Origin of the sequence: Micromonospora sp. NBC_01740, from assembly GCF_035920365.1 — a bacterium.
Taxonomy (GTDB): Bacteria; Actinomycetota; Actinomycetes; order Mycobacteriales; family Micromonosporaceae; genus Micromonospora; species Micromonospora reichwaldensis.
The window spans coordinates 1394092-1419632 of sequence record NZ_CP109150.1 but is presented as its reverse complement, the minus strand read 5'-3'; the positions used below and the strand labels follow the sequence as shown (position 1 = coordinate 1419632).

Annotated in this window: 23 protein-coding genes; 8 read left to right on the top strand and 15 right to left on the bottom strand. The window is 74.9% G+C overall.

Annotated features, from left to right (window positions below; translation table 11 throughout):
* The first annotated feature begins 28 nt into the window (after window positions 1-28).
* On the top strand, window positions 29-1288 hold the full coding sequence (locus OG989_RS06825) for a molybdopterin molybdotransferase MoeA (protein WP_327030026.1): 1260 nt from the start codon (window positions 29-31) through the stop codon (window positions 1286-1288).
* Complete coding sequence (locus OG989_RS06820) at window positions 1285-1734, top strand: molybdenum cofactor biosynthesis protein MoaE (protein ID WP_327030025.1); 450 nt, start codon at window positions 1285-1287, stop codon at window positions 1732-1734. Before OG989_RS06825 ends, OG989_RS06820 begins: the two co-directional genes overlap by 4 nt.
* Window positions 1735-1750: 16 nt before the next feature.
* On the opposite strand, the gene OG989_RS06815 is transcribed toward OG989_RS06820, so the two are convergent.
* Together OG989_RS06815 and OG989_RS06810 are read right to left on the bottom strand one after the other, a co-directional pair.
* Complete coding sequence (locus OG989_RS06815) at window positions 1751-3193, bottom strand: glycosyltransferase 87 family protein (protein WP_151456337.1); 1443 nt, start codon at window positions 3191-3193, stop codon at window positions 1751-1753.
* 215 nt (window positions 3194-3408) lie between these two features.
* The gene (locus OG989_RS06810) at window positions 3409-3954 is read right to left on the bottom strand and encodes a DoxX family protein (protein WP_151456336.1); all 546 of its coding nucleotides are present in this window, start codon (window positions 3952-3954) and stop codon (window positions 3409-3411) included.
* Window positions 3955-4079: 125 nt separating this feature from the next.
* Here OG989_RS06810 and OG989_RS06805 point away from each other — a divergent pair, with 125 nt between their 5' ends.
* The gene (locus OG989_RS06805; RefSeq protein ID WP_151456335.1) at window positions 4080-4634 is read left to right on the top strand and encodes a GNAT family N-acetyltransferase; all 555 of its coding nucleotides are present in this window, start codon (window positions 4080-4082) and stop codon (window positions 4632-4634) included.
* Between the two features lie 26 nt (window positions 4635-4660).
* On the opposite strand, the gene OG989_RS06800 is transcribed toward OG989_RS06805, so the two are convergent.
* The 3 genes from OG989_RS06800 to OG989_RS06790 form a co-directional block, all read right to left on the bottom strand.
* A complete protein-coding gene (locus OG989_RS06800; RefSeq protein ID WP_327030024.1) occupies window positions 4661-5902 on the bottom strand; it encodes an ATP-binding protein in 1242 nt (413 codons plus the stop codon).
* 141 nt (window positions 5903-6043) lie between these two features.
* On the bottom strand, window positions 6044-6541 hold the full coding sequence (locus OG989_RS31910; RefSeq protein ID WP_442791944.1) for an LppU/SCO3897 family protein: 498 nt from the start codon (window positions 6539-6541) through the stop codon (window positions 6044-6046).
* A 563-nt stretch (window positions 6542-7104) separates the two neighbouring features.
* Window positions 7105-7647 carry an LppU/SCO3897 family protein gene (locus OG989_RS06790; protein WP_192581353.1) on the bottom strand — a complete coding sequence of 181 codons (543 nt, stop codon included), beginning with the start codon at window positions 7645-7647 and terminating at the stop codon, window positions 7105-7107.
* A 227-nt stretch (window positions 7648-7874) separates the two neighbouring features.
* Between OG989_RS06790 and OG989_RS06785 the strand changes: the two genes are divergently transcribed.
* Both OG989_RS06785 and OG989_RS06780 read left to right on the top strand, forming a co-directional pair.
* On the top strand, window positions 7875-8903 hold the full coding sequence (locus OG989_RS06785; RefSeq protein ID WP_327030022.1) for an EamA family transporter: 1029 nt from the start codon (window positions 7875-7877) through the stop codon (window positions 8901-8903).
* A gap of 9 nt (window positions 8904-8912) precedes the next feature.
* Complete coding sequence (locus OG989_RS06780) at window positions 8913-9635, top strand: prepilin peptidase (protein WP_327030021.1); 723 nt, start codon at window positions 8913-8915, stop codon at window positions 9633-9635.
* A gap of 135 nt (window positions 9636-9770) precedes the next feature.
* Here the strand turns inward: OG989_RS06780 and OG989_RS06775 are convergent, their stop codons facing one another.
* The 6 genes from OG989_RS06775 to OG989_RS06750 form a co-directional block, all read right to left on the bottom strand.
* Window positions 9771-12965 (bottom strand): UvrD-helicase domain-containing protein, encoded by a 3195-nt coding sequence (locus OG989_RS06775; RefSeq protein ID WP_327030020.1) that lies wholly within the window; start codon window positions 12963-12965, stop codon window positions 9771-9773.
* Between the two features lie 100 nt (window positions 12966-13065).
* Window positions 13066-14310 (bottom strand): metallophosphoesterase, encoded by a 1245-nt coding sequence (locus OG989_RS06770; protein ID WP_132235534.1) that lies wholly within the window; start codon window positions 14308-14310, stop codon window positions 13066-13068.
* A gap of 13 nt (window positions 14311-14323) precedes the next feature.
* Window positions 14324-14563, bottom strand: coding sequence for a MoaD/ThiS family protein (locus tag OG989_RS06765; protein WP_151454019.1), 240 nt, complete (start codon window positions 14561-14563; stop codon window positions 14324-14326).
* A 134-nt stretch (window positions 14564-14697) separates the two neighbouring features.
* The gene (gene moaA, locus OG989_RS06760; RefSeq protein WP_327030019.1) at window positions 14698-15711 is read right to left on the bottom strand and encodes a GTP 3',8-cyclase MoaA; all 1014 of its coding nucleotides are present in this window, start codon (window positions 15709-15711) and stop codon (window positions 14698-14700) included.
* Window positions 15708-16622 (bottom strand): fructosamine kinase family protein, encoded by a 915-nt coding sequence (locus tag OG989_RS06755; protein ID WP_151454011.1) that lies wholly within the window; start codon window positions 16620-16622, stop codon window positions 15708-15710. The genes moaA and OG989_RS06755 overlap by 4 nt, the downstream gene beginning before the upstream one ends.
* Before the next feature lie 59 nt (window positions 16623-16681).
* The gene (locus OG989_RS06750) at window positions 16682-18151 is read right to left on the bottom strand and encodes an MFS transporter (RefSeq protein WP_327030018.1); all 1470 of its coding nucleotides are present in this window, start codon (window positions 18149-18151) and stop codon (window positions 16682-16684) included.
* 167 nt (window positions 18152-18318) lie between these two features.
* Between OG989_RS06750 and OG989_RS06745 the strand changes: the two genes are divergently transcribed.
* The 3 genes from OG989_RS06745 to OG989_RS06735 all read left to right on the top strand — a co-directional run bounded on the left by OG989_RS06745 (window position 18319) and on the right by OG989_RS06735 (window position 22807).
* Window positions 18319-18900: an NADPH-dependent FMN reductase gene (locus OG989_RS06745; RefSeq protein WP_151454009.1), complete on the top strand. Its 582-nt coding sequence runs from the start codon at window positions 18319-18321 to the stop codon at window positions 18898-18900.
* Window positions 18901-18977: 77 nt separating this feature from the next.
* Window positions 18978-21668: an ATP-binding protein gene (locus OG989_RS06740; protein ID WP_327030017.1), complete on the top strand. Its 2691-nt coding sequence runs from the start codon at window positions 18978-18980 to the stop codon at window positions 21666-21668.
* Window positions 21669-21766: 98 nt separating this feature from the next.
* Window positions 21767-22807 carry a DUF4192 domain-containing protein gene (locus tag OG989_RS06735; RefSeq protein WP_151454007.1) on the top strand — a complete coding sequence of 347 codons (1041 nt, stop codon included), beginning with the start codon at window positions 21767-21769 and terminating at the stop codon, window positions 22805-22807.
* A 5-nt stretch (window positions 22808-22812) separates the two neighbouring features.
* Here the strand turns inward: OG989_RS06735 and OG989_RS06730 are convergent, their stop codons facing one another.
* The 4 genes from OG989_RS06730 to OG989_RS06715 all read right to left on the bottom strand — a co-directional run bounded on the left by OG989_RS06730 (window position 22813) and on the right by OG989_RS06715 (window position 25541).
* The gene (locus OG989_RS06730) at window positions 22813-23976 is read right to left on the bottom strand and encodes a serine hydrolase domain-containing protein (protein ID WP_327030016.1); all 1164 of its coding nucleotides are present in this window, start codon (window positions 23974-23976) and stop codon (window positions 22813-22815) included.
* Between the two features lie 210 nt (window positions 23977-24186).
* On the bottom strand, window positions 24187-24621 hold the full coding sequence (locus tag OG989_RS06725) for a hypothetical protein (protein ID WP_327030015.1): 435 nt from the start codon (window positions 24619-24621) through the stop codon (window positions 24187-24189).
* A gap of 15 nt (window positions 24622-24636) precedes the next feature.
* Window positions 24637-25089, bottom strand: coding sequence for a hypothetical protein (locus tag OG989_RS06720; RefSeq protein WP_151454004.1), 453 nt, complete (start codon window positions 25087-25089; stop codon window positions 24637-24639).
* Window positions 25090-25160: 71 nt separating this feature from the next.
* A complete protein-coding gene (locus tag OG989_RS06715; protein ID WP_327030014.1) occupies window positions 25161-25541 on the bottom strand; it encodes a hypothetical protein in 381 nt (126 codons plus the stop codon).

Below are 25541 nucleotides of genomic sequence, written 5' to 3'. Positions count from 1 at the left end.
CGGCATGCCGCACCGTTAGGCTCGGCCGGTGAGCACGGAAACCGCCCCGGCCGCCGAGCCGGCCACCGCGCCCCCGCCCGCCGGCTGGGAGGAGGCCCGGTCCCGGGTGTACGCGGTCGGCCTGGCCGCCGCGCTCCCCGCCGTCAGCCGGCCGCTCGCCGAGATCGACGGGCACACCCTCGCCGAGCCGCTGGCCACCCGTACGGACCTGCCCGCCTTCCCCACCTCCAGCGTCGACGGCTGGGCCGTGCGCGGCACCGGGCCGTGGCGGCCGGTCGGGCGGGTGCTGGCGGGCGGCACCCCGGCCCCGCTGACCGACGACGGGACGACCGTCGAGATCGCCACCGGCGCGATGGTGCCGGAGGGCACGACGGCCGTGCTGCGGGTGGAGGAGTCCCGTCGTACGCCGGAGGGCCTCGTCGACGGCACGCCGCGGCCGGCGCCGGAGTGGCGCGAGCCGGGCGAGGAGGCGTACGCCGGGGAGGAACTGGTCCCCGCCGGCACGCCGGTGGACCCGGCGCTGATCGGCCTGGCCGCCTCCTGCGGGCACGACAGCCTGCTGGTGCGGCGGCAGCCCCGCGCCGCGCTGCTGGTCTTCGGCGACGAGCTGCTGACCGCCGGCCCGCCCGGCGCCGGGCGGGTGCGCGACGCGCTCGGGCCGGCGGTGCCGGCCTGGCTGCGCCGGTACGGCTGCCTGGTCCGCCCGTCGGACGTGGTCGGACCGGTGGCGGACACGCTCCCCGCGCACGTGGCCGCCCTGCGCGCGGCGCTGAGCACCGCCGACCTCGTGTGCACCACCGGCGGCACGATGCACGGGCCGGTCGACCACCTGCATCCCACGCTGGAGGCGCTCGGCGCGGACTACGTGGTCAACACGGTGGCGGTGCGGCCCGGTTTCCCGATGCTGCTGGCGCGGCTGGTCGACGCCGACGGCCGGGTCCGGTTCGTCGCCGGGCTGCCCGGCAACCCGCAGTCCGCCATCGTCGCCCTGGTCTCGCTGGTCGCCCCGCTGCTGGCCGGCCTGGCGGGCCGCCCGATGCCGGTGCTGCCGCACGTCACGCTCGCCGAGCCGGTGCGCGGCCGGGGCGCGTACACCCATCTGGCGCTCGTGCGGGTGGACCGGGCGGCCGGCACCGCGCACCCGGTCCGGCACGTCGGCTCGGCGATGCTGCGCGGGCTGGCGGGCGCCGACGGGTTCGCCGTCATCCGCCCCGGCACCTCCGGCGAGCCGGGGGACCGGGTGCCGCTCGTACCGCTGCCGCTGCTGCCCGGGGAGCGTGCCTGGTGACCACGCCGACGACCGACGCGTCGGGCCGGCCCGCGACGTTCGGCGAGGTCACCGACCGGCCGCTCGACCTCGCCGCGCACGAGGCGGCGGTCGCCGACCGCCGGGCCGGCGCGGTGGTCTCGTTCCAGGGGGTGGTCCGCGACCACGACCACGGCCGGGCGGTGACCAGCCTGGAGTACGAGGGCCACCCGAGCGCCGGGCGGATCCTGCGCGAGGTCGCGGCCGAGATAGCCGCCGACCCGGACGTGTACGCGGTTGCCGTGTCGCACCGGGTGGGCCCGCTCGACATCGGCGACGCGGCCCTGGTGGCGGCCGTCAGCACCGCCCACCGGGCCGCCGCGTTCGCGGCCTGCGCCCGACTGGTCGACGAGGTCAAGGCGCGGCTGCCGATCTGGAAGCGACAGGTCTTCGCCGACGGCACCGAGGAGTGGGTGAACTGCCCCTGAGGGGCGGCCCATCCGGTCAGCGGCGCAGGCTCGGCGCGGCCTGCCGGCCGAACCGGTCGGCGTAGAAGGCCGGCTCGGCGCCGGGGCGCCACGGCAGGGCGGCGACCAGCAGGATCAGGGCCAGCGCCAGGGAGTTCTCCATCAGGGCGCCGAAGAGGCCGTCCTGGTAGTGCGACACCTCGGGGAGCTGGTGCTCGTACGGCCAGATCGGGGAGACCAGGAAGAGCAGGTAGAGCCCGACGGCGGCGACGCCGTGCCGGAGCCCGGTCAGCGTCGGGTACCAGATCGGTGGGCGCAGCCCCGTCACCCCCGGCGGCCCGCCGTACCCGCCCTGGCCGGCCCGCTGCGCCAACCCGCGGCTGGCCTCGCGGCGGCGTACGGCGGCGTCGGCCAGCACGATGATCGCCGGGATCACCCAGACCAGGTGGTGCGTCCAGGAGATCGGGCTGATCACGTTGGCGGTGAGGCCGACCAGCGTGAACGCGGTCAGCTCGTCGCCGTCGGCGCGGGCGTTGACGGCGCGGGAGAGACCGACCGCCAGCATCAGCACCGAGAACGCCAGCCAGAGCAGGCCGGGCGTCTCGATCGAGTCGTACAGCCGGGCCAGCAGCCCCGCCAGCGACTGGTTGGGCGTCATGTCGGCGGCCCCGACGCGCTCGGTCTGCCAGAGCACGCCGCCGAAGTAGGCCCGCGACTCGGTGCCGACGACCGCGAAGGAACCGACGGTCACCGCGATCACCGTGCCGATCGCGGTGGTCGCGGCACGCCACTGCCGCGTGATCATCAGGTAGGCGATGAACAGCGCCGGGGTCAGCTTGACGGCGGTGGCCAGGCCGATGCCCACACCGGCCCACGCCCCGCTGTAGACGAAGCGCAGCAGCGGGCCGTCGGTCGGGGGGATGTGGGTGCCCCGGCGGGCCCGCCAGCGCAGGCCGATCAGGTCGGCCATGATCAGTGCGAAGAGGAGCAGGTTCACCTGGCCGTAGCCGAGGGTCTCCCGGGCCGGCTCGACGGCGACCGCCAGCGGCGTCGCGATCCCCACGGTGAACCAGAGGGGCCAGCCGAGCCGGTCGACGATCGGGCGGAGCAGCCCGGCCAGCACGACGGCCAGGGCGGCGATGCTGGCGAGCGCGTTGACCATCCCGGCCAGCTCGACCGGCAGGTGCGCCATCGGCAGCATCACCAGACCACCGAACGGCGGGTAGGTGAAGCCCAGGGTGGTGCCGGGTGCGATGAACTCGTAGAGCTCGTGACCGCTCGCCCACCACACCACCGCGCCGTGGTAGATCTTCATGTCGAAGAAGTTGTACGGCCGCCCGAAAGCACCGATGGCGAGCCATGCGGCATAGGCGACGGCGGCCACGATGCCAGCCCGTACGACTGTCCTACGATCGATCCCACGCGTTACGCGACGGACTGGGGCGAGGCGGTCCACCCGTCTTCCGACGGTCGCCGGCATGGCGTGGCCACCCCCGTACCAAGGTCGTCCTACCCGTCCAGGTCCTGCACGGAGCCTAGAACGGCGCCTCACGTTAATGCCTCCCGCGTTATGCGACCGTGTCCGATCCCACACATGTTTTTGACATTTCCACCGCGTTAACGCCTGTCGGGTGGTTCAGGTGATTCGCGGCGTTGACACGTGAAGGCCCGGGCGGGGGGAGGTATCGACGCAGGTCAGCCAGGCAGTCGACGGGCCGTCGCTGCCGATCGTACGGCGATCCGGGCCTCCCTGCGGGCGGTACGGACGGCTCGCTGCACGGAACGTCGGGAGTGGCCGATCCGGTGACCGGTCCGCCACCGCAGCCCCGGCCTGCCGCCGGTGTCGGCGGCGGCGAGCAGCAGCCCGCCGAAGAGGCCGAGGTTCTTCAGGAAGTGGATCTGGTTGTTGCGCCGCGCCGCCGGGTCGTCGTTGTTCCAGAAGGGATGCCCGGCGAGGGTCACCGGGACCAGCGTGCCGGCCAGGACCAGCGCCGCCGGCCGGGCGAACCGTCCGGTGGCGAGCATCAGCCCGGCGCCGACCTGCACCGCCGAGTTGACGCGGATCAGCGTCTCGGTGTCGGTGGGGATGCGGGGGTCGGCCTTCTCCAGCAGCGGAGTCACCCGGTCCGTCACGGGCTTCGCGGCCGGGACCAGCCGCCCGGGGTTCCGGAGGTTGGTGAACCCGCTGACCACGAAGATGCCGCTCAGCATGGCGCGGGCGAGGGAACGTACGGGTTTCATGGGTCAGTCATACCCCGTCGTCGGCCCGGCTACCCCCGCAACCGCCGATCCGGATCGGCGGACGTGCACCTCGCGCCACGCCGATTCGAGCGACCGTCGCTGATGGACGGCCTGTGAGGGGTAACGTGCCCCGCGTGACGACGCTACGGCTGCGACCCGAGGACCCGGCCGACACCGGCGCGGTCCGGCGGGTGCTGGCCGGCGCGTTCGCCCGCCCCGACGTGACCGCGCCGCCCGAGGTGGGGCTGGTCCAGGAGCTGCGGGACAGCGACGCCTGGCTGCCGGAGCTGGCGATGGTCGCCGAGTACGGCGGCGAGGTCGTCGGCTACGCCCTGCTCACCCGGGTCCGGGTGAAGTCCGACGACCACACCGCGCCAGCGCTGGCGCTCGGCCCCGTGGCGGTCGCGCCGCACCGGCGGCGGATCGGCCTCGGCACGGCGGTGGTGCAGGCCGCCATCGAGGCGGCCACGGAGTTGGGCGAGCGGCTGGTGGTGGTGCTCGGCGACCCGGGCTACTACCACCGGTTCGGCTTCGGCCGGGCCGACCGGATGGGCCTGACCAGCCCCTGGTCGGGTCTCGGCGATCCCTGGCAGGCGCTGGTGCTGCCGCCGACCACGAGCGGCGAGGGTCCGCCGCCGCGCGGCGAGGTGCTCTTCCCGCCGCCCTGGTCCAAGGTCTGACGCCCGGCGCGGTCCGTGGTGGCCGGTCAGGCCGGTTGGGTACGCAGGTAGCGGCCGAAGTGCGGGACGGTGAAGGCGACCGTGCCGCGTTCACCGGAGTAGATCAGCCCCTTCTTGATCAGCGCGTCCCGGGCCGGGGAGAGGCTGGCCGGCTTGCGCCCCAGGGCCCGGGCGATCTCCGCCGTCGGCACGGCGGCGTCCATGTCGTCACGTCCCCCGCCGTCCGCCTCGCCCTCCACCAGGGACAGCGTGGCCATGGCCCGCATGTACTCGCGTTCGGCCGGGGTGGCCCGTTCGAAGCGGGAGCCGAAGAAGCCCACGGCCAGCTCGGCCTCGGCCTCGGGCGCGGCGACCCGTACGTCGGCGGCGGTGATCGGCGAGCGGGGCGCGTGGTCCCAGGTCGCCTTCCCGTACGCCTGGACGAAGTAGGGATAGCCGCCGGACTTCTCGTAGAGCAGGTCGAGCGCCTTCTGCTCGTACTCGACCTCCTCGCGCTCGGCCGGCGCGCAGAGCGCCTGGTCGGCGGCGATCCGGTCGAGCCGGTCGATGCGCTGGTAGCGGAAGAGCCGCTCCGAGTACGACTTGGCCGCACTGAGCACGGCGGGCAGGTGCGGCAGCCCGGCGCCCACCACGATCAGCGGCGCGCCGAGCTGGGACAGCTCGTGGCAGGCGGCGCAGAGCGCGGAGACGTCCTCCGGGCCGAGGTCCTGCATCTCGTCGATGAAGATCGCGATGCCGGTGCCGACGTCGGCGGCCACCGCGGCGGCGTCGGTGAGCAGCTCGACCAGGTCGATCTCGATGTCGCCGGAGTCGGCGCGGCCGGTGGCGGCGGGCACGTCGATGCCCGGCTGCCACCGGTCGCGCAGCTTCGGGGCGGCGGTGCCGCGGCCGGTCGGCGCGGTCCGCTGGGCGAACGCCCTGAGCACGCCGAGGAAGGCGTCGATCCGGTCGGGCGCGCGGTGCCGGGGCGCCAGCTCCCGGACGGCCATGTGCAGCGCGGCGGCGATCGGGCGGCGTAGCGACTGGTCCGGTCGGGCCTCGATCTTGCCGCTGCCCCAGAGGTGGTTGATCGCCTGGGAGCGGAGGGTGTTGAGCAGCACCGTCTTGCCGACCCCGCGCAGGCCGGTGAGCATCAGGCTGCGTTCCGGCCGGCCCCGGGCGATGCGCTCCAGCACGACGTCGAAGACGTCCAGCTCGCGCCCCCGCCCGGCGAGTTCGGGGGGACGCTGACCGGCGCCCGGGGCGTACGGGTTGCGGACCGGATCCACGCATCGCACAGTATCGGGCCGTCTAGCTGGGGGACTAGACATCCGTAGATGGGGCAACCGGCGTGTCGGGTCACCGGGATCGGTCTCGACACAAAACTAGGGCTGTCTAGCGTCCATGCTAGACAGCCCTAGTTTTGGCAATCAGCGCTTCTTCAGGCAGAGCACGTAGTCGAGGAAGTCGATCGAGTTGTCGTGCACGTAGTTCGCGGTCGCCTCCGGGGCCCGGGTCTTGCACCGGTCGCCGTCCGCCGTACCCGGGATCCGCAGGAGCACCTCGTACGTGTTGGGGCCGCAGGGCACCTTACGCAGCTCGGCCTTGCTGGCCGTGCCGTCGTTGACCACGCAGTCGCCCTTGGCGAACTCCTTCCTGCTGGGGCTCGGTGCGGCGGTGGTCGGCTCCGCGCTGGGCTCGTCCGTGGGCTCACTCGTCGGCTGGGCCGTCGGCTGGCTCGTCGGCTGGCCCGTCGGGCCGGCGGGGGCGTTCCCCGTCGGGGCCGCGACCGGGTCGTCGTCGCCGGCCTGCCAGAATCCCCAGCCGGCGAGGCCGAGGCACGGGCAGAGCAGGAGCACCGCCACCAGACCGATGATCAGCGCGACCTTGCCACCGCTCTTGTTCGCGGGCGGAGCGGCCGGCGGCATCGCGTACCCGCCGGGCCCCGGCGGCGGGGCGCCCCACTGGTTGCCCGGCGTGGGTGCCGGCCCGGCCGGCGGATACGGACCCGCCTGCGGGTATCCACCCTGGCCCGCCGGCGGCTGCACCCCGGGCGGCGGCGGATAGCCGGCCCCGGAGGAGGGCGGCGGGTATCCGGCTCCGGACGTGGGCGGCGGGTATCCGGCCCCGGAGGTCGGCGGCGGGTACCCGGCTCCGGACGTGGGCGGCGGGTACCCGGCCCCGGACGTGGGCGGCGGGGGGTAGCCCGGTTCCGGGGCCGGCGGCTGCGCGGGCTGGTTCCACGCCGGGTCCTGCTGGCCCCACTGCGGGGTGGCCGGCGCTTCACCCCCGTACGGCGGCTGGCCCCACTGCGGTTCGCCGCCGGGCTGCGGCTGGCCCCACTGCGCGGCGGCCGGCGGCTGCCCCCACTCCGGCAGGGTCGGGTCGATGGGGGGCGGGCCGCCCGGGGTGCCGGGCGGGCGCTGGTAGGGGTCGTCCGGCTGTGCGGGTGATCCGTAGGTCGTCATCTCTTCCTCAGGGGTGCGGTGGCTCAGCGCTGCTTCAGGCAGAGCACGAAGTCGAGGGTGTCCAGCTCGCTGTCGAAGAAGTACCAGTTGGTGTAGCCGTCAACCTTGGCGCACTTCGCCGCGGCGTCCTTCTCGCCGCTGGTCGCCCCGTCGATCCGGCGCAGCACCTCGTAGGTCTGCGGCGCGCACTCGCTGATCAGCAGCTTGGGCTTGCCGCCGGCCGGCCCGTCGTTGCGGACGCACTGGCCGGCCTTGACGAAGCGCGGATCGGTGGAGGACTCGGGGGCGGGTGTGCTCGGCGCGGCGGCCGTCGCGCCCGCCGGGGATTCCGGCGGGTCGGTCCGGGCCGCGGGCGCGGGCCCGCTCGGCGTGGCGACGGGCTTCCTGTCGTCCTGGTCGAGCAGGTAGAGCACCGCGGCCCCGCCGACCAGCACCAGCAACGTCACCGTGGCCAGCACCGCGACGACCGGGGCCGCCCGCCCGCGCCGGCGTCGCGGTGGCGGGGCGGGACCTTCCGCGTACGGGGAGGGGCCGGCGGTGCCGTCGCTCCGGGCGGCGTACGGCACCGGGCCGTGCCCCGGCGTGGGCGGGCCGTACGCGTCCGCCCAGGGCTCCTGCCCCGCAGACCCGGCCGACGGACCGTACGACTCGTCGGGGTACCGCCCGTGCCACGGGTCCGGGTTGCCGCGACCCGGTGGTCCGTAGTTCGCCATGCACGCCTCCCGTGCGAGTGGTGAGAGGCCGGCCACCAACCGGGGACGCCGACGCCGACGTCACCGTAGCGTGTCCACCGATGAGCCCACCTCCACCGAGTGCGCAGCCGCCCGTCGACGCAGGTACCCGGCCCGGCCCGGCCGCCGGGGCGGGTCGTCCGGCTGCTGCCACGCCGGCCCTGCTCTGGACCGCGCTGCTGCTGGTCTACGTCCTGTGGGGCTCCACCTACCTGGGCATCAAGATCGTGGTGGAGTCCATGCCGCCGCTCGGCTCGGCGGCCGCCCGGTTCGCCGCCGCCGGCCTGGTGCTGGCGGTCGTGCTGCGGGCACGGCGGGGGCGGGGCGCGCTGCGGGTGGACCGGCGACAGCTCGTCTCGGCCGCGCTGGTCGGGATTCTCCTGCTGGCCTGCGGCAACGGGTTGGTGGTGCTCGCCGAGTCCGGTCCGGTGGGGGTGGCGGTGCCGTCCGGGGTCGCCGCCCTGCTGGTGGCGACCGTTCCGCTGCTGGTGGTGCTGCTGCGTACGGTCACCGGCGACCGGCCCCGGTCGTGGACGCTGGCGGGGGTGACGCTGGGCTTCGTCGGCCTGGTGCTGCTGGTGCTGCCGACCGGCGGGGCGGACGCCGTGCCGCTCGCCGGGGCGCTGACCGTGGTCGCGGCGGCCACCTGCTGGTCGGTCGGCTCCTTCCTCTCCGGGCGGATCCGGATGCCCGCCGATCCGTTCGTCGCCACCGTCTACGAGATGTTCGCCGGGGCGGCGGCGTTGGCCCTCCTCTCGGTGGGCCGGGGCGAGCTGCGCGGCTTCGACCTGGGCGCGGTGACCACCCGGTCGTGGCTCGCGCTCGCGTACCTGATGGTGGCCGGCTCGCTGGTCGCCTTCACCGCGTACGTCTGGCTGCTGCACCACGCCCCGATCTCGCTGGCCTCCACGTACGCCTACGTCAACCCGGTGGTCGCGGTGGCGCTCGGCGCGTTGTTCGCCGCCGAGCCGGTCACCGCGCGGGTGGTGCTCGGCGGCGCGGTCATCGTCGCCGGGGTGGCCCTCGTGGTGAGCACCGAGAGACCCCGACGTCCCGTCCGGGGGGCCGCGCCGGAGCCGTCGCGCCGGTAGCGTCCGCCCGTGTCGACCGGGCTGCTGGCATGCGTGGCGCTGCTCGGCGCCCTGGCCGGCCTCGCCGCACCCCGGGTCGCCCGCCACTTCACCGCCCCGCTCGCACCGCGAGTCGCCGGCGCCGCTTCGAACGCGGTGCGGAACGCCGGGTCCACGCCGCGCGTCGTCGAGGCCGCTCCGGGCGCGGTGCGCGTCGCCGGGGCGGTGCCGTCCGCCGGGTGGGGCGCGACGGCGGGTGCGGTCGCCTTCGCCGGGCTCGCGGCGGCCCTGGGGGCGGATCCGGTCCTGCCGGTCCTCCTCGTGCTGGCCGCCGTCGGGCTGGTGCTCGCCCTGGTCGACCTGGCCTGCCTGCGGCTGCCCGACCCGCTGGTCGGTGCCGCCGCGCTGGTCGCCGCCGTCGGGCTGACCGGCGCGGCGGCGACGGCCGGTAGCCCCGGGCGCCTGCTCGGCGCGGTGGCGGGGGCGGCGCTCTGCTTCGCCTGCCACGTGGTGCTGGCGGTGCTGCCCGGCTCCCGGCTGGGCTTCGGCGACGTGAAGCTCGCCGCCGTCCTGGGCCTGCCGCTCGGCTGGCTCGGCGGGTCGTCCCTGGCGCTCGGGCTGATCCTGCCGCACCTGCTGCACGGTGTGCTGGTGCTCGTCCTGCTGGTGTCCGGCAGGGTGCGTCGCGACACCCCGCTCCCGCTGGGCCCGGCCCTGCTCACCGGCGCCTGGCTGGCCGCCCTGGCCGCCTGAGGCCGCCGCACCGACCGGCGCACCGGTGCCTGACGGCCTGACGCGCCCCGCACGGACGGGCACACCGGGCCGCCCTGACCGCCTGAGCCGGTCACCCGCGGCCGGAAGGACCCACAGCCAGCCCGACGGGGTGGCTCAGATCAGGCGGAGCTGGCGGTCGCGGGGGCGGCGGGGTTCGGCCTCGCCGAAGCGCTCGAAGAGGCCCGGGTCGATGACGTCGAGGAACGGCGACGGGGCGCACTCGCGTTCCGTGCCGTGCCGGCTGCGGCGGGCCGCGTGGGTCACGTACAGCCGGTCCTGGGCTCGGGTCAGCCCGACGAAGAAGAGCCGCCGTTCCTCGGCGATTGCGTCGTCGTCGGGGGTGCTGCCGGGCCAGCGCAGCGGGAGCAGCCCGTCCTCGGCGCCGACCAGGAAGACCACCGGGAACTCCAGCCCCTTGGCGGCGTGCAGGGTGAGCAGGGTGACCGCCTCGGCGCGCGGGTCGAGCGCGTCCACCTCCGCCCCGGTGGCGAGCTGGGACAGGAACAGCGGCAGGTCGTCGCCGCAGCGGCGGGCCAGCGGGGTGAGCAGGTCGACGGCCGAGCGGACGTCCTCCGGGCGTACCGCGCCGGCACCGTCCAGCGTGGGCACCGCGAAGCGCTCCGCCAGCACCTGCCCGGCCAGCCGGACCCGGGCGGCCAGCGAGCCGTCGAGCCCGTCGGCGTGGCGCAGCTCGCGGGCGATGGCGGACACCCCGGGACGGTCCCGCAGCCGGTCGTGCGAGCGCTTCTGCACCGGGATGTTCGCCCGCGCGAGCGCGTCCACGATCGGTGCGGCCTGCGCGTCGGTGCGGTAGAGCACCGCGATGTCCGAGAACGAGAGCGAGGTGGACCGGCCGTCGATCCGCCCCGAGTCCAGCGACCGGTGGGAGAGGCCGCCGACCAGCTCGTCGATGGTGCGTACGACGAAGTCGGCCTCGTCGGAGACGGAGGCCGCCGGGTAGCGACCCACCAGCGGGGCCTCCGGGTCGAGCCGGGCCGGGTCGAGCCGGCGGCCACGGACCAGCGACGACGGCGCGATGGCCTGCACGGCGGCGGCCAGGATGGGCGCGGAGGAGCGGTAGTTGCGGTTCAGCCGCACCAGCCGGGCGTCGGTGAAGTCCTGCGAGAAGCGCAGGAAGTAGCCGACGTCGGCACCCCGGAAGGAGTAGATCGCCTGGTCCGGGTCGCCGATCGCGCAGAGGTTGCCGTCGGCGGGGCTGAGCAGGCGCAGCAACTCGTACTGCACCTCGTCGACGTCCTGGTACTCGTCGACGAAGATCCAGCGCCAGCGCTCCCGGTAGTGCCGTACCAACTTCTTGTCGGCCCTCAGCAGCGCGACCGGCAGGGTCAGCAGCTCGTCCAGGTCCACCAGGTCCTGCTTGCGCAGCAGCGCCGCGTAGCCGGCCTCGTCGTCGCCGGCCTCGGCGCGGGCCTCCGCCCGCTGGGCGTCGTCGGCGATCCGGAAGTCCGTCGGCAGGCCGGCGGCGTCGGCGTTCTCCCGCAGGATGGTCAGGCCCAGCGAGTGGAAGGTGCCGACGGTGACGTCCTCGGCGACCGGCCCGAGCAGCCCGTCGAGGCGGTGCCGCAGCTCCTCGGCGGCCCGCCGGGTGAACGTGATCGCCAGGCACTGCTCCGGGAAGACGTTCAGTTCCGCGCAGAGGTAGGCGATCCGGTGGGTCAGGGTCCGGGTCTTGCCGGTGCCCGGTCCGGCGACGATGAGCAGCGGCCCGCCCGGCGCGGAGGCGGCCACCCGCTGCATGGCGTCCAGGCGGTCCAGCAGGCCGGTGCCGACCTCCTCCATACCGGCGAGCATCGGCTCGAACGGCTCGTGCGGCGAGGGCGTCGGCGCGATCGGGGGCGGGGGCGCGGCCGGCGCGGCCTTGCGTTTCGGTTCGGGCTTGGCCGCCGCCGGGCGCTTGGCCCGGGGCTTCGGCGCCGGCTCCGCCGGGGTGCGCTGCGCCGGCACGGGTACGTCGAAGAGCGTCTCCTGGGCCCCGCCGGCGTTGCCGCCCAGCTCGGCCGGGTCGAAGAGGGTGATGACGCCGTACTCGCCGTCGTAGCCGGGGACCCGGCGGACGTCGCCCCGGCGTAGCCGGCCGATGCCCTCGGCGAGCAGTTCCCCGCCGACCCGGCCGATCTCGTCGAGCGGCGTGCTGGTGAGGATCTCCAGCTCCGGGCCGAGGGCGGCGATCAGCTCGTGGAGCTTCCCCTCGACCCGCTTGGACCGGGCGCCCACCTTGTTGATCTCGCCGAGGATCTCGGCCAGCGGCACCAGGTGGGTGACGTCGGGGGCGTACGCGGGCCGGTGCCCCGACGGCCGGTCGGCCAGCTCCTCGATCCGGCTGAGTACGCCCACGGTCAGCGGCTTGCCGCACTCCGGGCAGCGGCCGTCGGCGGCCCGGGTCCGCTCGGGCGACCAGTTGATCCCGCAGAGCCGGTGCCCGTCCCCGTGGTACTTGCCCTCCTCGGGGAAGAACTCGATGGTCCCGGCGAGCCCGTCACCGGTACGCAGGGCGTCCCGGATCGCGTAGTAGTCGCGGGCGGTGGCGAAGACGGTCGCCTCCCGGGCCAGCGCCGGCGGCGAGTGCGCGTCGGAGTTCGACACCAGCCGGTAGCCGTCCAGGCTGCCGACGCGCCAGTTCATCTCCGGGTCGGAGGAGAGGCCGGTCTCCACGGCGAAGATGTGCTCGGCCAGGTCGGCGTAGCAGTCGGCGATCGCGTCGAAGCCCGACTTGGAGCCCAGCGCGGAGAACCACGGCGTCCAGATGTGCGCCGGCACCAGGTAGCCGTCGGCGCTGGCCTCCAGGGTGATCTCCAGCAGGTCCCGGGAGTCCAGGCCGAGGATCGGCCGGCCGTCCGAGCCGAGGTTGCCGATCCGCCCGAGCGCCGTGTTGAACCGGGCCACCGCGTCCAGGTCGGGCAGGTAGATCAGATGGTGCACCTTGCGGGTGCGGTCGTCCCGCTTGTAGATCGTGGAGATCTCCACGCTGAGCATGAACCGGACCGGGTCCGCCTCCGCCTCGCTCGCCAGCCGGGGCGGCAGCCGGCGGGCGATGTCCCGCTCCGCCTCCGGGCTGAGCCGGTGCAGGCCGGGCTCGGCCGGGTGCAGCGTCTCGCGGAGGTGGTCGTACCAGGCGGGGTGGGTGAAGTCGCCGGTGCCGAGCACCCCGATGCCCTTGCGCCGCGCCCACCAGCCGAGGTTGGGCAGGGTGAGGTCGCGGCTGCACGCGCGCGAGTACTTCGAGTGGATGTGCAGATCCGCGACGAACGGCGGGACGCCGCCGGGGGGTGCGGGACTGAACGGAGGCACGCCGCATCCTGTCACGCCCGCGCCATTACCCACCCGTCGCCACGCACACCCGTGACCTGAGCATCCGGTGCTGGACAACGCCGGCCGCCCGCGCTATGGGTCAGCGGGAGCGCAGCTCCACCAGGGTGATCTGCGGCTCGGCGCCGACGCGGACCGGCGGACCCCAGAAGCCGGCACCGTTGGTGACGTAGACCTTGGTGCCGTCCACCTCGCCGAGGCCGGAGACCACCGGCTGCTGGAGCTTCACCAGCAGGTTGAACGGGACCATCTGGCCGCCGTGGGTGTGCCCGGAGAGCTGGAGGTCGACGCCGAACTTCGCCGCCTCCGTCGCCGCGACCGGCTGGTGGGCGAGCAGCACCACCGGGCGGTTCGGGTCGCGGTCGCCGAGCGCCGCCGCGTAGTCCGCCGGGGCTGCCAGACCGGTGCCGGCGGCGGTGACGTCGTTCACCCCGGCCAGGTCGAGCACGCCGCCCCGGGCCTGGATCTCCGTCCGCTCGTTCTGCATGACCCGCAGGCCGAGCCGGTCCAGTTCCTGCACCCACTCCTCGACACCGGAGTAGTACTCGTGGTTGCCGGTGACGAAGTAGCTGCCGTGCCGGGAGCGCAGGCCGCGCAGCGGCTCGGCCGCCTCGCCCAGCTCGGCCACCGAGCCGTCGACCAGGTCGCCGACGACGGCGACGATGTCGGCGTCCAGGCGGTTGATCGCGGCGACGATCCGCTCGGTGTGCGCCCGTCCACGCAGCGGACCGAGGTGGATGTCGGAGACCGTGGCGATCCGCAGGCCGTCCATGCTGCGGGGGAGCTTGGCCAGCGGGATCTGCACCCGGTCGAGCTGCGGCGGGCCGAGGGCGGTGCGGATGCCGTACCCGGTGAGGCCGGTGGCGGTGAGCCCGGCGAAGATCGCCGTCCCGCGGGCGAGCAGCAACCGGCGGGAAGGGTCGTGGTCGGGCTGCGCGACGGCGTCGGCGGCCGGCGGGTCCGCCGGACCCGCCGCGCCGACCATGGCGGGCTCGGGCGCGGCGGCGGTGGGCTCCGCGGCGGCGACCCGGCGACGCAGCACGAGCTTCGCCACCGCCATCGGCACTTCCAGCGCCACGAGCAGGACCAGCAGGTAGAACATGACGGCGAGCCAGAGGTAGCCCGGCCACGCGAGCCAGTAGAGGCCCGCCTGGGTGCCGGCCATGGTCGCCGGTACGAGCAGCGCGAGCACCAGGGCGGTGATCCCGCCGATCCGCCGCCACCGGCCCGGGGCAGTGGTGTCCCGCACCAGGCGCTTCCACAGGTAGAGGTGGATCAGGCCGGTGACCAGCGCGATGGTGGCGACGAACGCCAGTGCCGCCAGCATGTGTGCGCCTCCCTCAGCCGCCCGCGAAGGGCGGCAGGACGTCGATCGTGGCCCCGGCAGGTAGCGGTGCCCGCCGATCATGACAGGTCACGCCGTCGACCAGGAAACTCGCCGCCTTCAGGACGACGGCGAGCCGCTCACCGTGCCGGGCGGTCAGCTCCACGACGAGTTCGTCCAGGGACCGCCCGGCGGATGCGGTCTCCTCGGTCCGGCCGGCGGCGGCCCGCGCCCCGGCGAAGTAGCGGACGGTCACCGGCGCCCCGGCGTCGGCGGCCTGGGCGGGCGGCCCGTTGACCGTCGCGCGTGCCTGGGCGGGCGGCCCGGGGTCAGCCGGGCGTGCCTGGGCCGGTGGCCCGGGGTCAGCCGGGCGCGTCGGTTCTGCCACGGTCAGCCTCCGATCGCGGACATCGGCCGGGCGGGCTGGAGGAAGGCCGGGTCGTCGATGCCGTGCCCGGCCCGCTTGCCCCACATCGCGGCCCGCCAGCGCCGGGCCAGCTCGTCGTCGTCCGCCCCGGCCCGCAGGGCCCCGCGCAGGTCGGACTCCTCGGTGGCGAAGAGGCAGGCGCGCACCTGCCCGTCGGCGGTGAGCCGGGTGCGGTCGCAGTCGCCGCAGAACGGCCGGGTGACGCTGGCGATCACGCCGACCCGGGCGGGGCCGCCGTCGACCAGCCAGGTCTCGGCCGGTGCCGCGCCACGCTCCGCCGGGTCGGGGACCAGGTCGAACTCCCCGCGCAGGGCGGCCAGGATCCCGTCGGCGGTGACCATGGTGGCCCGGTCCCAGCCGTGCTGGGCGTCCAGCGGCATCTGCTCGATGAACCGCAGCTCGTAGCCGTGGTCGAGGGCGAAGCGGAGCAGTCGGGGCGCCTCGTCGTCGTTGATGCCCCGCATCAGCACCGAATTGATCTTCACGGGGGTGAGTCCGGCCTCGGCGGCCCCGGCCAGCCCGGCCAGCACGTCCGCCAGGCGCGGGCGGCGGGTCAGCCGGACGAACCGCTCCGGATCCAGCGTGTCCAACGACACGTTCACCCGGTCCAGCCCGGCGGTGCGCAGCCCGGGGGCGAGACGGTCCAGCCCGATGCCGTTGGTGGTGAGCGAGATGCGGGGGCGCGGCTCCAGCGCCGCCACGGCGGCCACGATGTCGGCCAGGCCGGGCCGGATCAGCGGCTCCCCGCCGGTGAACCGGACCTCGGTCACGCCGAGCAGGCGCACCGCGACCCCGACCAGCCGGACGATCTCGTCGTCGCCGAGCAGTTGCGGGCCGGGCAGCCAGGCCAGCCCTTCGGCCGGCATGCAGTAGGTGCAGCGCAGGTTGCACTTGTCGGTGAGGGAGACCCGCAGGTCCCGGGCGACGCGGCCGTACCGGTCGGCGAGGGCGCCGTCGGTCGGCGGGGCGGCGGTCACCCGTCGACGGTAGCGCGCCCGAGCCCGGCCAGGGCCGACCGGGCGGTACGGGCGACCGCATCCCGGTACGCCGCGCCGAACAGTGCGGTGTGCACCAGCATCAGATGGAGCTGGTGCAGCGGCACCCGCTCCCGCCACCCGTCGGCCAACGGCCACTGCTCCGCGTACGCGGCGAGGATCCGGTCGAGGTGCGGCGCGCCGCCGAAGAGGGCCAACTGCGCCAGGTCGGTCTCGCGGTGACCGCCGTGCGCCGCCGGGTCGACCAGCCAGACCCGGTCGTCCGCGCCCCAGAGCACGTTGCCCGGCCAGAGGTCCCCGTGGATCCGGGCCGGCGGCTCGTCACCGCCGAACTCGCCGATCCGCTCGACGACCTGCTCGACCAGACCGGCCTCGGCGCCGGTGAGCGCGCCGCCGTCGACCGACATCCGGAGGTACGGGACGAGCCGGGCCCGCGCGAACCAACCCGACCAGGGGCCGTCATCGGGCGTGTTGTCCGCCGGCAGCGCCCCGATGAAGCCGTTCCACCCGGCCCCGAAGGCCGACGCCCCGGCCCGGTGCAGCCCGGCCAGCTCACGGCCGAACCGCTCGGCCACCTCGGGCGTCGGCTCGCCGGGCTCGATCCACTCCAGCGCCAGCAGCCCGGGCAGCGCCACCACCACCTCCGGTACGGCGACCGTCCCGGCCTCGCGCAGCCAGCGCAGGCCGGCCGCCTCGGCGGCGAAGAAGCCCTCCGGCGCGGGCCTTCCGGCGGCCTCCGGCCAGGTCTTGGCGAACACCGAGTGCCCGTCGTCCAGCGTCAGCCGGGACGCGGCACAGATGTCGCCGCCGGCGACCGGCGTCTCCCGGATCCGCTGGTGGGTCAGGAAGGTCGGCAGGTGCTCCGGGTGCGCCCGCAGGTACGCCAGATCCATCTGCGCAAGGTAACCCCTCCCGCCGGCCGTACGGGTGCCGGCCGCACAGTGTCGGCGGCTCAGCCCGCCGGCTGCGCCCGGTCGCGTGGCACCGCCGTCACCGCATGTCGGCGCCCATCCCCGGATCGCGCGACCTCAGTCGTCGGCGCGGGCGGACCCGGGGGGCGGTGCGCCGCCCCCCGGGCGGCCAACAGCGCCAGCACCCCGGCGGCCTGGATCGCCGTGAGCACCACCAGGGCGGTACGGAAGCCGGCCAGCCCGCCCCCGGCGACGGTCCAGCACAGCGCGGCGACCGCCGGCGCGAGCGTCGTCGCGATCATCCGGACGGTGCCGCCGACGCCGCCGGCGGCACCGGTCGAGCCGGTGGGCGCCGTCGCCATGACCGCCGCGATGACCGGGGTGTTGAACAGGCCGAATCCGACGCCGATCAGCGCGACCTGCCAGCCGAGGTGCACCAGCCCGGCGTCGGCGGAGAGGGTGACCGGCAGCAGCGTGGCCCCGGCGGTCAGCCCGGCGCCCGTCGCCGCCGTCGGCAGCGCGCCGACCCGGTCGGCGAGCCAGCCGGCGACGGGCGAGGTGACCGTCATGGCGCCGATCTGGACCAGCAGCAGCATCCCGGCCACCTCGGGGCCCTCGTGCAGCACGTCGGCGACGAAGTACGGCAGCAGGAAGACCGTCACCGCGACGTTGAAGCACACCAGGAACAGCCCGAGGGTGGTGAACCCGAAACGGCGGGCGCGGACCAGCGCGACGACCGGCCGTGAGGCGGGCAACCGCGCCCAGGTCAGGCCGAGTCCCACGGACAGCGCGCCGAGCCCGGCGGCCAGCACCGGCCGGGCCGTGATCTCGTCGACGGCGACGAGCACCGCGGCGACCGTGCCGCCCAGCAGCACCGCCTCGCGCAGCAGCGGCAGCCCCGGGGCGGGCAGCCCCCGGCCGTCGCGGGGCAACGCCCGCAGGCCCAGCCAGAGCGCGACCGCGACGAGAGGCAGCTTCAGCAGGAACACCGCGCGCCAACCGACGGCGCCGGCGACCAGCCCGCCTGACGAGGTGCCGGCCATCCCGCCGACGGTCATGATCGTCACCACCGCGCCGATCACGCGGGCCCGCTGGTCCGCCCGCACGGTCGCGGCGATGACCGGCAGGTAGACGGCCAGGGTGAGCCCGCCTGCGACGCCCTGGAGCAGCCGTACGGCCAGCAGCACCCACAGCGCCGGGGCGAGGGCGGCGAGCACGCTGGTGACCCCGACACCGGCCATGGACACGGCGAGGATCAGCCGGGGATCCGCCCGGTCGGCCCAGCGGCCGGCCGGGATGGCGATAGCGGCCATCGGCAGCGCGTACGCGAGCAGCACCCAGGTCGTGGCGGCCGGGTCGGCGCCCAGGTCGGCGCCGATCGAGGGCAGTACGACGCCGGCCATGCTCATCTCGGAGGTCGCCACGAGCATGGCGAGGGCGACCGCCACGACCGGGGCCCAGCGGGTGCGGACGGCCGGAGCCGACGACTGCGGTGCGGGTGCGGTGGTCATGGGCACCGACGGTAGGGACGCGAACCCTCGTCGGGCATCTGTCGAACGACCGTACCGGCCACCGGGGCCGGGCCGGGCCGGTCGACCGGTCAGTTGACAGATGGCGGGGCCCCGCCGGCTGCCTAGCGTGGTCGGCACACCCACCCCGAACGCACTGGGAGAGCACCATGACCACGCAGAAGCTGCGGCTCGCCGTCATCGTCGGCAGCACCCGGGCGGGCCGGTTCGGCCCGGTCGTGGCCGACTGGTTCGTCGACCGGGCGCGCCGGCACGACGGCTTCGAGATCGACGTGGTCGACCTGGCCGAGGTCGACCTGCCGCCGACGCTCACCGCGTTCGGCGCCCCGCAGCCGGCGGCGGTGGACGCGCTCGCGCCACGGCTGGCCGCCGCCGACGCCTTCGTGGTGGTGACACCCGAGTACAACCACAGCTACCCGGCCTCGATCAAGACCGCGATCGACTGGTACCGCGACGAGTGGCGCGCCAAGCCCGTCGGCTTCGTCTCCTACGGCGGGGTCTCCGGCGGGCTGCGCGCGGTGGAGCATCTGCGCCCGGTCTTCGCCGAGGTGCACGCGACGACGGTGCGGGACACCGTCAGCTTCCACGGCTGCTGGGACAGGTTCGACGAGGCGGGGGCGCCGGTGGAACCGCAGGGCTGCGACAACGCCGCCAAGACCGTCCTGGACCAGCTCGGCTGGTGGGGGCGGGCACTGCGGGAGGCCCGCCAGCGCGTCCCGTACGCGGCCTGAGGTCCGCGCGGGAGAGCGTTGCCGGACAGCGCGCGGTACGTGTCGACGGGCCCGGTGGCCGCGTAGCGTTGACCCCCGTGCTACACGGCCGAAGCGAGGAGACCGCCCGGATCGACGCCCTGCTCCGGCAGGCGCGGGCCGGGCGCAGCGGTGTGCTCGTCCTGCGGGGCGAGGCCGGCATCGGCAAGTCTGCGCTGCTCGGCGACGCCGCGGACCGCGCCGACGACATGCGGGTGCTGCGCACCGACGGCATCGAGTCGGAGGCGGGCTTCCCGTTCGCCGGGCTGCACCTGCTCCTGGGCCGCGAGATCGACCGGATCGACGCCCTGCCCGCCCCGCAGGCCCGGGCGTTGCGGGTGGCGCTCGGTCAGGAGGCCGGCGGCGACGTCGACCGCTACCTGGTCGGGCTGGCCGTGCTGACCCTGCTGGCCGAGCTGGCCGAGGAACGCCCGCTGCTCTGCCTGGTCGACGACGCGCACTGGCTCGACCCGGCCTCGGCGCAGGCGCTGCTCTTCGCCGTCCGACGGCTCGACGCCGAGCCGGTCGCGGTGATCGTCGCGGTCCGCACCGACGAGGTGTCCCCGTTCGACCCGGCCGGTCTGCCGGAGCTGCCGGTCGGGCCGTTGGGCGAGTCGGCCGCCGCCGAGGTGCTGGCGCAGCGGTCGGAGCCGGTACCCGGCCACCTCCGGCCCGATCTGCTCACCGAGGCGCAGGGCAATCCGCTCGCCCTGCTGGAGTTGCCGGTCGACGGCATGCCGCGCCGGCTGCCGTCCTCGCGCTACCAGCGACTCCACGAGGTCTTCGCCGAGCGGGTGCGGCGGCTGCCCGAGGCGACCCGGCGGCTGCTCGGCGTCGCCGCCGACGCGTCCTCCGCCGACGCCTCCGTGGTGTTCCCGGCCGCCGAGCGCCTCGGCTGCACCCGGGCCGATTTGGCCCCGGCCGAGCAGGCACAGCTCGTGCGGCTGGTGGACGGCCGGCTGGTGTTCCGTCACCCGCTGGTGTTCTCGGCACTGCGGGACACCGTGGAGGCCGGCAGCCGGCTGGCGGCGCACGAGGCGCTCGCGGCGGTCTACGCGGCCCGGGGCGACGTCTGCTCGTACGCCTGGCACCGGTCGGCGATGGCGACCGGGCCGGACGAGGAGGCGGCGGCCGCCCTGGAGACCGCCGCGCGGAGCGGGTCGGCCCGGGGAAGCGCCGTGGTTTCGGCGATGTACGAACGGGCCGCCGGGCTCACCGCGGACCGGGCCCGGCGCGGGCGGCGGCTGACCGTCGCGGCGGAGGCGGCGGCCGACACCGGCCAGCTGGACCGGGCCGCGACGCTGGCCGACCAGGCCGCCGACCACGTCACCGATCCCGTGCGAATGGCCGACATCGCCCTGGTCCGCGCCATGGTGCTGGACTCGGTGGACCGTCCCAGGGAGGCCCACCGCCTGCTCTCCGAGGCCGCCGTGGCGGTGGCCGCCCTCGACCCGAGCCTGGCCGGTCACCTGCTCTTCCGCGCGGGCCGGGCGGCCGCCCACGCGGGCGACTTCGACGCGCTGGACCGCACCGCCGCCCGGGCCGAGGAACTCGGCGTGCCCAGCGCCCACCTGGTCACCGCGCTGTCGCGTGCGTTCGCCGCGCAGAACGCCCTCACCGACGCCGCCGTCGCACCGCTGCGGGTCCTGGTCGAGGAGACGACCGGCTGCGACCGGCACCTCGAACTGCTCGACATCGGGTGGTGGCACATCATGCTGGCCGACCTGGACAGCGCGGACGACGTCGCGGCGCGGCTGGCCGCCGTGGCCCGTCAGCAGGGTGCCGCCGGCCTGCTGGCCTCGGTGCTGCCGCTGCTCGCCCGCGCCCAGCTCATGCGGGGCCGGCACGACGACGCGGAGGCCAACGCGACGGAGGGGCTGCGGATCGCCGCCGACACCGGGCAGCGCCGGCACGCGGTCTACCTGACCACCGTGCTCGCCGGCCTGGCCGCCATCCGGGGTGAGGAACAGCGGTGCGTCGAGCTTGCGGCGGCACCGATCGCGCGGGGCGTGACGCCGGGCAACGTCCACGCGGCCGGCGCGCTGAGCCTGCTCGACCTGGGCCTCGGCCGGTACGAGGCGGCCTTCGGCCGACTCTCCGGCCTGCTGGGCGCGCGGCACCGGGGCGGCGCGATGGCCAGCCTTCCCGACCTGGTGGAGGCCGCGATCCGGGTGGACCGGCGGGAGGACGGGCTGGCCGCCGCCCGGCAGTACGCCGAATGGGCCGGGCGCGTCCGGCAGCCGTGGACGGGGGCGGTCGCGCTGCGCTGCCAGGCGCTGCTGGCCGGCAACGCCGACGGCCAGTACGCCCGGGCGGTGGCCCTGCACCGGGAGGGCGGCACCCCGTTCGAGCAGGCCCGCACGGAGCTGCTGTACGGCGAGTGGCTGCGCCGGGCACGCCGGATCAGCGAGGCCCGGATCGTGCTGCACTCGGCGCTGGAGATCTTCGACCGGCTCCAGGCCCACCCCTGGAGCGCGCGGGCGCGTGCCGAGCTGCGCGCCGCCGGGGAGAGCGTGCGGGCCGCCGACCCGGGCGTCGTGCAGCGGTTGACCCCGCAGGAACACCAGGTGGTGCAGTTGGCGGCCCGCGGGCTGAGCAACCGGGAGATCGGCGCGCAGCTCTTCCTGAGCCCCCGGACGGTCGGCTACCACCTCTACAAGGCGTATCCCAAGCTGGGCGTCGGCTCCCGCAGCGAGCTGGCATCCCTGGTGGCGGCCCGGCCCGATCACCCCGCCCGCGTCGAGGCGTAAGCCTCCGAGCTGGGGAAACACGTTCCGTGACTGTGGATAACCCGCATGTCGTCCACAGGGGTCACTGACGGTGTCGACTGCGTTGCAGGCTGCCCGTCATGACCCCGACCGACCGCCCCCGGCTCGCCGTCCGTTCCCCCGCCGACCTGATCGCCGCCGTGCCCTTCCTGCTCGGCTTCCACCCGACCGACAGCGTCGTCGTGGTGGCGATGCGGGGCCGCCGGATCACCTTCGCCGCCCGCGCGGACCTGCCCGACCTCGCCGATCCGCGCGACCCCGCCGGGCACCTCGCCGGCGTCGTGGCCCGGCAGCACGCCGAGACCGCCACGGTCCTCGGCTACGGCCCGGCGCCGCTGGTCACCCCGGCGGTCGACGCCGTGCGCGCCGCGCTCACCGCCGCCGGGCTCCCCGTGCTCGACGCCCTGCGCGTCACCGAGGGCCGCTACTGGTCGTACCTCTGCACCGAGCCGGCGTGCTGCCCGCCCGACGGCACCCCCTACGACGTCGGCGCCAGCGAGGTCAGCGCGGCGGCCGTCTTCGCCGGCCAGGTCGCCCTGCCCGACCGGGCCGCCCTGGTCGCGCAGGTCGCCCCGGTGACCGGTCAGGCCCGTTCGGCCGTACGCCGGGCCACCGCCCGCGCCGAGCGACGCCTCGCGGACCTGCTCGACCGGGCGCCCGCGACCGACCCGCGCGGCGAGCGGACGCTGCGCTCCGCGGGAGCGGCGGCGGTACGCACCACGCTGCGTCGGCACCGGCGGGGTCAGCGGCTCACCGACGACGAGGTCGCCTGGCTGAGCGTGCTGCTGACCCACGTGCCCGTCCGCGACCACGCCTGGGAGCGCACCGACGGGCGGGACGAGGACATCGCGCTCTGGACCGACGTGCTGCGCCGGGCCGAGCCGGAGCTGATCGCCGTGCCGGCCGCGCTGCTGGCGTTCGCGGCCTGGCGGGCGGGGCAGGGCGCGCTGGCGGCCGTGGCCCTGGAACGGGCCCTGGCCGAGCATCCCGGCCACTCGATGGCGCTGCTCCTCGACGACCTGCTGCGCCGGGGCGTTCCGCCGTCGGAGCTGGACGGCTGGCCGGCGGTGGGATCGCCCGGAGTGCTACGCCGCCGGCGCAGCCGGCGCGGCCCCCGCTGACCCCGTCAGAGCATCCCGAGCGCGGCGCCGATGACGGCCTGAGCGGTACGGCTGAGCTCCTCACCCTTGGCGTCGGTCGCGGTGATCGAGTACTGCATCCTGAACCGGCCGTCGCGGGTGGCCGCCACGCCGGTCAGGTAGCCGAACCGGGAGCCCGTCTTGATCCACAGGACTTCGCCTCCGGGCAGCGGGAACGCGGTGAGCCCGGCGCTGTACCGGGCCGGACCACCGGCGACGTCGGAGACCGCGGGCAGGGTGAACATCTCGGCCAACTGGGCCGGCGGCACGACCCGGCCGGCGAAGAGCGCGGCGACGAACGTGTCCAGGTCGGCGAGGCTGGAGATGACGTTGCCGGAAGCCGGCGTGAAGGTCTGGCTCCACGTCGTGGCGTCCACCAGTTCGGTGGCCCCGTCGCGTACGACGGCCTGGTACCCGTGTGCGTGCGGACCGAGGATGCGCGGGTCGTCGCCGGGGGCGTACGTGTCCCGCAGGTGGAGCGGGCGGGCGATCCGCCGGTCCATCTCCCGCGCGTACGGGTGGCCGGTGACCTTCTCCACCAGCAGGCCGGCGACGATGTAGCCCATGTTGGTGTAGTGCTGCTTCGTCCCGGGCTCGAACTTCCGGGGGTTGCGCAGGCCGAGTCGCACGATCTGCTCCGGGGTCCACCGGTCGTACCGGTGGGCGAGCTGCCACTCGATGCCGTCCGGCATGGTCGGGCTGGGGATGCCGTTGGTGTGGTCGAGCAGCTGGCGGACGGTGACGGTCGGGTAGTCGGCGGGCAGCAGCCCGGGCAGGTGCCGCTGCACCGGGTCGGCCAGGTCGATGCGGCCCTCGGCGACCAGTTGCAGCACCAGTGCGGCGGTGAAGACCTTGGTGACGCTGCCGATCCGGAAGCGTGCGTGCGGCGGCACGGGGGCCTGACCGCGCAGGTCCCGGACGCCGGTGGCGCCGGTCCAGCAGCCGTCCGGGGTGGTGATCCGGACCTGGGCGCTGGTGGCGTCGGAGTTGGGTAGTCCGGCGATCGCCTGCCGGAGTGGGCCGGGGTCGAGGGTGCCGGGGCGGCAGTCGGCGGCGGAACGGGCCGGGGGTGCGGCGGTGACCGCGCCGGGGGCCACGACGGTCAGCACGGTGGCGAGCGCCGTCGCCACGAGGGCGGTCCGGCTGTTCATGATTCTCATGACATCGAGCCTTGTCTCCCGGTGCCGGCCGGGGCATCGGGGAGATTCCCCTGGCGCACCCGGACCGGAAGACCGGGGAGAACCCCGCCAGGAAGGGGGCCGGCCGGCCCCCTTCCCCACCTCCACACGCGTCGGCGCAACGTGGCTGGCCGGGCGAGCCTGCGGCAGGTCAGGCCCGGCGACGTCCTGTTGCGACCCGGCTCAGCCCGCGTAGATCGTGGTCCACCCGGTGGCCCAGGCGAAGCAGGAACCGTTCTTGCCCAGGCCCTCGCGGGCGCGGATCTTGGTCACGTTGATGGCGAAACTGTAGTGGCCCGCACCGATCGGAGCGCTCTTGCCGCTTCCTTTGCTCATGTAGTCGATCTCGGTGCGGCCCGGATTCGAGGAGTAGCTGTAGTAGGCCTCGGTCTGCAGGCAGGCCGAGTAGCCGTCGGCGGCGGTGTCCTCCAGCGTGCCGCGCAGAATGACGCGTCCGTCCTCGACGCCGACAGACCCCGCCGCGTGCGCCCCCGCCACATCTCCGTTGGTGTGGTAGAGCGACCAGTTGGCGACGGCCAACGCCGGCGATGCCGTGAAAGCGAGGACGGCTGCGGTCGTCGCCGCACAGATGGTGAACCTACGGCCCGTGATGCGCATTGATCGCCTTTCCGGCTAGAAGGCCAGTGACTTGTAGCCGGACGCGTAGACGCACGTCCCGCTGCTGTTCGTGATGCCCTCGCGGGCCTTGATCGTGCTTACGTTGCTGGCAAAGCTGTAATATCCGGCGCTGCCCAGGCTCTTGCTGTTGCCGTAGCCGCCCACCCGGTCGTACTCCCTGCGGGTGCCGCCGTCCGAGTAGGTCGCGAAGAACTCCAGGCAGGCGGACTTCCCATCGCTCTTGGTGTCCTCCAAGGTGCCGAACACGCACACCCGACCAAGGCCGTCGCACTGGGTGGTGGTGTATCCGTCGGCGTGCGCACCGACGACATCCCCGTCGCTGTGGTACAGCGTCCAGCACTTGCCGAACAGGATGTCGCAGTCGGCTGCGGCAGCCGGGCTGGCGACGACCGCCGTCGACACGGCCAGCCCCACGGCAACTGCCAGCAGTAGTCGTACTGGTTTCATCAGGGCTCCCTTTCCATGGGAATCGAGCGATCTCCCTTGGGCGACCGCAGAGTGCTCTCGTGCGGATCAGGTCAGCATTGGTGGGAAGCGGGCGGGTGCGGCAGGATCCAACCGTTGCTGCGCAGGAAGGATTCGGAGATGTAGCCCTGCTGCTGGGTGCCGGCCTTACGTACGTGCCACCAGAGCGGGCTCGTGACCCCGTGGGCGGTGGTCTTCTCACCGACTCGGTAACAGTGCAGATAGACGTCAGATCCGCTGTTCCAGGTGCCGTTCGAACTGCAACTACGCCACGGGCCGCTGCGATAGTTGACGTCGTCGCCGACGGTTACGGCTGTCCAATTGCTCGGATTGGACCACGGATAACTGCAGGCGGCGGAAGCCGTGGGCGTCCCGGCGACAACGCCAGCGGCTCCCGAAACGAGGACGAAGATCGAAGCCAACAATCTGCGCAT